Source organism: Nostoc sp. CMAA1605, assembly GCF_021596505.1.
Taxonomy (GTDB): Bacteria; Cyanobacteriota; Cyanobacteriia; order Cyanobacteriales; family Nostocaceae; genus Trichormus.
Window position 1 is genome coordinate 1 of record NZ_PJIZ01000180.1, and the last position, 3,825, is coordinate 3,825.

Annotated in this window: 7 protein-coding genes and 1 pseudogene; 3 read left to right on the top strand and 5 right to left on the bottom strand. The window is 42.8% G+C overall.

Going from position 1 to position 3,825, the window contains the following annotated elements; translation table 11 throughout:
* Nucleotides 1-166 (top strand): annotated as a pseudogene (locus tag CV014_RS29555) (RNA-binding protein); the annotation flags it as partial.
* A 271-nt stretch (nt 167-437) separates the two neighbouring features.
* Here the strand turns inward: CV014_RS29555 and CV014_RS29560 are convergent.
* The 3 genes from CV014_RS29560 to CV014_RS29570 form a co-directional block, all read right to left on the bottom strand.
* On the bottom strand, nt 438-770 hold the full coding sequence (locus CV014_RS29560; RefSeq protein WP_236145264.1) for a DUF760 domain-containing protein: 333 nt from the start codon (nt 768-770) through the stop codon (nt 438-440).
* A 100-nt stretch (nt 771-870) separates the two neighbouring features.
* Nucleotides 871-1,065, bottom strand: coding sequence for a hypothetical protein (locus tag CV014_RS29565; protein WP_236145265.1), 195 nt, complete (start codon nt 1,063-1,065; stop codon nt 871-873).
* A 3-nt stretch (nt 1,066-1,068) separates the two neighbouring features.
* Complete coding sequence (locus CV014_RS29570) at nt 1,069-1,533, bottom strand: TOBE domain-containing protein (RefSeq protein ID WP_236145266.1); 465 nt, start codon at nt 1,531-1,533, stop codon at nt 1,069-1,071.
* Between the two features lie 100 nt (nt 1,534-1,633).
* Here CV014_RS29570 and modA point away from each other — a divergent pair, with 100 nt between their 5' ends.
* Nucleotides 1,634-2,431 (top strand): molybdate ABC transporter substrate-binding protein, encoded by a 798-nt coding sequence (gene modA, locus CV014_RS29575; protein WP_236145267.1) that lies wholly within the window; start codon nt 1,634-1,636, stop codon nt 2,429-2,431.
* Here the strand turns inward: modA and CV014_RS29580 are convergent.
* Nucleotides 2,428-2,595, bottom strand: coding sequence for a hypothetical protein (locus CV014_RS29580; RefSeq protein ID WP_236145268.1), 168 nt, complete (start codon nt 2,593-2,595; stop codon nt 2,428-2,430). The genes modA and CV014_RS29580 overlap by 4 nt on opposite strands.
* A 48-nt stretch (nt 2,596-2,643) precedes the next feature.
* Here CV014_RS29580 and CV014_RS29585 point away from each other — a divergent pair, with 48 nt between their 5' ends.
* Entirely contained in the window at nt 2,644-3,426 is a 783-nt protein-coding gene (locus CV014_RS29585) for an MBL fold metallo-hydrolase (protein ID WP_236145271.1), read from the top strand.
* Here CV014_RS29585 and CV014_RS29590 read toward each other — a convergent pair.
* On the bottom strand, nt 3,423-3,825 hold a 403-nt coding region (locus CV014_RS29590; protein ID WP_236145269.1), incomplete at its 5' end, for a DUF4351 domain-containing protein. The genes CV014_RS29585 and CV014_RS29590 overlap by 4 nt on opposite strands.

A 3,825-nucleotide genomic window follows, 5' to 3' on the forward strand; every position in this document is an offset into this window, starting at 1 on the left:
AGAAATGAATTCCGACACACAAGAAGCTGCTGCTATCGACGCGCTTGATGGTGCTGAATGGATGGGTCGTGATTTAAAAGTTAACAAAGCTAGACCCAAAGAAGACAGAGGTGGTTCATTTGGTGGAAATCGTGGCGGCGGTGGTTACAACCGCAACCGCTACTAAGACCAATAAGAAGCATGGGAGAGGAGAGCAGGGCGCAGGGGAGAAAGCCATCCACAAAGGTGAGGTTGTACCTACAGTCACCTTTTCTCTCTGATTCCTACCTCTTAGCGAATAATATCTAGATGATTGAAGGAGATGTGATTTATCACATCTCCTTCAGTTTTTCGCTCACGTCTAATGTGAATTACAGATTTTTTGAAGTAATTAAGGTACATCACGAGTAATGAGTAATGAGCAAGAAATTTACTTATTACTCACTACTTATTACTCATTACTTGTCAACACTAGGCGGTAAACAAGCCTTTTCTAACTCCAGTCGTTGTTCCACATTACGCAAGAAATACCCATCTACCATTGCAGAGCCTAAAAGTTTACCCAACTCATCACGACTGGTAGTAATAGTTGTATTAAATTTTCCCCCAGGCAAATTACCCAGAGTCGCTACAATAGAGCGTTGAATTAACTGAAGCACCTCTGGCGAAGTGGGTTTAGATAATTGGCTAACGGTTTGACTATCCATTGACTGCAAATAATCCCATAACTGATTTTGACTCATCACATCAGTTAGAGAATTTTCGGGCTGGCGATGGGAATCATTACTCATAGTAATTATCTCAAGTGCTGCTTAACTATCAACTAATTTAGCAATTTACTTTTACTCACCCAGTACGCTTAACCGAACTCTGCCATAGGGGTTTTGACACTCATGGGAGTGGGGAGTGGGGAGTGCTGAGTGCTGAGTAATGAGTGCTGAGTAATGAGTAATGAGTAATAAGTAATGAGTAATGAGTAATGAGTGCTGTTAGCGGTAGCGCGGCGTTTAGCCGGTGCTGAGTTGAGAAATAAATTCTACCTTGTCCCTCTGCCCAATGCCCAATGCCCAATGCCCAATGCCCCATAACCTAATCTCTGGCAATCACAATATCATTAGACTTAATGACCGCATAGGCTTCTGCACCTTCCTCTAGTTCTAATTCTTCAGCTGACATTCTGGTGATGATGGAAGTCAGCTCGACTTTGTGAACAATTTCTAGAGTTACTTCGCTATTGACTGCACCAGTGACAACTTTTTTCACCACACCTTTAAGAATATTGCGTGAACTAACTTTTAGGGGTCTTTTGGGAAGATTAGGTTCTAAATCTAAGTTTTCAGATGTTTGCGTTTCTACTTTATTTACCTTATCTACTTTATCTACCCCTGTGGTTGGTAATGATTTTGCTGGTGGGGGTTGCTGATGAAGACCGCGCACAAGTTCCCGCAGAATCTCAGTTTTAGTGCGCTGAGAATGCTGGCAGAATTCCTCTAGAATCTTGCGTTCTTCCTCTGATGTCTGAAAAGTGATCCATCCTTGTTCTTTTCTTGGCATAATGTTACCAATTTGGTTGGTAAATATCACGGTTATCTTTAAGTACGATCCGACCAAGCCTCAACTCTTGGAGAAGAATCCATCTCAGCCTGATTTTCCTATGAAACGAAGACAAATTCTTGCTTTTCTTGGTGCGGCGATCGCTAGTTGTTTGATAGCAGTTGGCTTGCCTTTTATGACACCCTCTCCTGTCGTAGCCCAATCTAATGTCAGTTTACTGGTATCTGCTGCGGCTAGTTTAAAAGATGCTCTAGAAGAAATTAAGCCAACCTATCAAAAGAATAATCCTAATATCAACATCAGTTATAACTTTGGTGCATCTGGTGCGTTGCAGCAACAGATTGAACAGGGTGCGCCAGCAGACATTTTCATTTCGGCGGCGAAAAGACAAGTAGATGCTTTAGAGCAGAAAGGATTATTGCTGCCAGGTACAAGAGCGATCGTAGCAAAAAATCGCCTAGTCCTGGTTGTACCGAAGGGAAAAACGGGCATCACTAGCTTTTTAAAGCTTAGGAATCCTGAAATTAAGCGTATTGCTATTGGCGAACCCAGGAGTGTACCCGCAGGTCAATATGCTGAACAAGTCTTGCAAAAGCTGAAATTATTGCCAGAAATCAAGCCGAAATTAGTATATGCCAACAACGTGCGTCAGGTTTTAGCGGTGGTAGAAAGTGGTAACGCTGATGCAGGGTTAGTTTATGCTACTGATGCCAAAATTTCCGATAAAGTAAAAGTTGTAGTGGCGGCGGATGAAAAATATCACTCAGCAATTACATATCCCGCCGCAGTGGTGAAAAAGACAAAAAATCCTGATGCAGCAAAGAATTTTGTCACTTTTTTAACTACTGATGGCCAAGCAAAAGCTGTATTGAAAAAGTACGGGTTTATTTTGCCTTAGTAGGGGTATAGGGGTGTAAGGGTGTAAGGGTGTAAGGGTGTAAGGGTGTAGGGGTGTAAGGGTGTAGGGGTATAGGGGTGTAAGGGTGTAAGGGTGTAGGGAGATTTTACACAATGCCCCATGCCCCATGCCCCATTCCCTATTCCCCATTCCCTATGCCCCATGCCCCATAATGTCACAATGAAGATAGGTATTATCTGGAATCTGTGGCTATGTATTTAACTTGGTTAGATAGCAATAGTTGGTTGCTGGAAATTGGTCAACAAAATATATTAATAGATCCGTGGTTGGTTGGTTCGTTGACTTTTGCTAATTTAGATTGGCTATTTAAAGGGTTACGAAATCAAGAACGTTCTATTCCCGACCATATTGACTTAATTTTACTGTCTCAAGGTTTGGAAGACCACGCCCACCCACCGACGCTAAAACAGCTTGATAAACAGATTCCGGTGGTGGCTTCTCCGAATGCGGCGAAGGTGGTGCGGGAGTTGGGTTATACGAATGTGACTAGTTTGGCGCATGGGGAAAGTTACAAATTAAATCAGCAAGTGGAAATTACTGCTGTTCCTGGTTCTCCCATTGGGCCGACGTTGATAGAGAATGGTTATGTTCTTAAGGATTTGACCACGGATTTAAAGCTTTATTATGAGCCTCACGGCTATCATTCTCCACAGTTGAAACAGTTTGCACCCATAGATGTGATTGTTACACCTTTGATTGATTTGGCTTTACCTGTGGTGGGTGCGATTATTAGAGGTCAGCAAAAGGCTGTGGAGGTGGCGGAGTGGTTACAGCCGCAGGTGATGTTACCAACAGCTTCCCCTGGTGATGTGATGTATGAGGGATTACTGGTGAAGTTGCTTCAGGTAGTGGGAAATACGGAGAAAATCCGATCGCAGTTAGCGCAACGTCAACTCTCAACTCAAATTATTGAACCACGCCCAGGCGATCGCCTAGAGTTACCATTACAACAGCGTCAAGTGCGATCGCGCTAAGTTGGTTGATTTGCGTCTAGCCAAGCAAATAAATCAGCGATCGCACAAAAATCTAACAAAGCTTCTCCTAGTGCTTCCAGTTGTTCTAGCGTCAGAGTTTGAATACGTGCTTGAACTTCTGGGGGTAACTCTCCTACTCGTTTTTGTATTTGTCGTAGGACAAGTGTTTGCTCACCTTCTTGTTTACCGCGTTCGTAGCCAATGCGCTCACCTGTTGTAATGTAACTCATGCTACGCTCCTGCTCAAATTGTTTAAACTCTTGCCAAAATTCTGCTTCCAAGTCTTTTGGTAAAATCATAACCCAATCGATAAAACGATAGAGATTACGAATATCTCTTTCTTGCAAACCTTGTTCATATAATCGCCGAATTAAGCTAAATTTCCAAGTTTTGCGTTCT